Annotated in this window: 1 protein-coding gene and 1 pseudogene; both read left to right on the top strand. The window is 72.5% G+C overall.

The window, feature by feature from the left end; translation table 11 throughout:
• A pseudogene (locus ACYQ0J_RS00325) lies at window positions 1–238 on the top strand (hypothetical protein); the annotation flags it as partial.
• A partial coding sequence (locus ACYQ0J_RS00320) for a hypothetical protein (protein ID WP_460170237.1) occupies window positions 235–466 on the top strand: 232 nt, incomplete at its 3' end. The pseudogene ACYQ0J_RS00325 and the gene ACYQ0J_RS00320, both read left to right, overlap by 4 nt.

The raw sequence follows: 466 nt of genomic DNA, 5'->3' as shown, positions 1-466 counted from the left end.
TCCTTCCGAGGGGGATTGGGGCCTGCTCCTGGAGGAGGGGGAGCGGGTGGTGGTTGAGGCCATGGGGGAGGGCCGGGTAGAGGGGGGACAGGTGGCCTGGTTTCGGGCGGAGGGGCGGGCGGAGAACCCGGTGTGCGCCTGGTGGATGGTGAGCTTCTCCCCCGACCCCCGGCGGGAGGACGAGCGGGAGATGAGGCTCTACAACGCCTCGGGCCGGGTGTGCGAGGGGGAACGATGAGGGTGGACGAGCTGGAGCATTTGCGCAGGAGGGTGGCGGAGCTGGAGGCCGAGCGGGAGAAGCTCCTCGCCCGCCTCGCCTACCTCGAGGCCCTCGCCCAAAGCCGGAGCCTCTCCCCTTCCGGCCTCTCCCGGGAGCGGGCCCTGGAGCTCCACGCCCTCCTCTCGGCAGTGTGGCTGGATCTGAACGAGGTGCGCCCGGGCCGGGTGCCCGACCTGGACCGGGCCC

The organism is Thermus sp. FJN-A (assembly GCF_054655095.1).
This window is presented reverse-complemented; position numbering and strand designations above follow the sequence as displayed.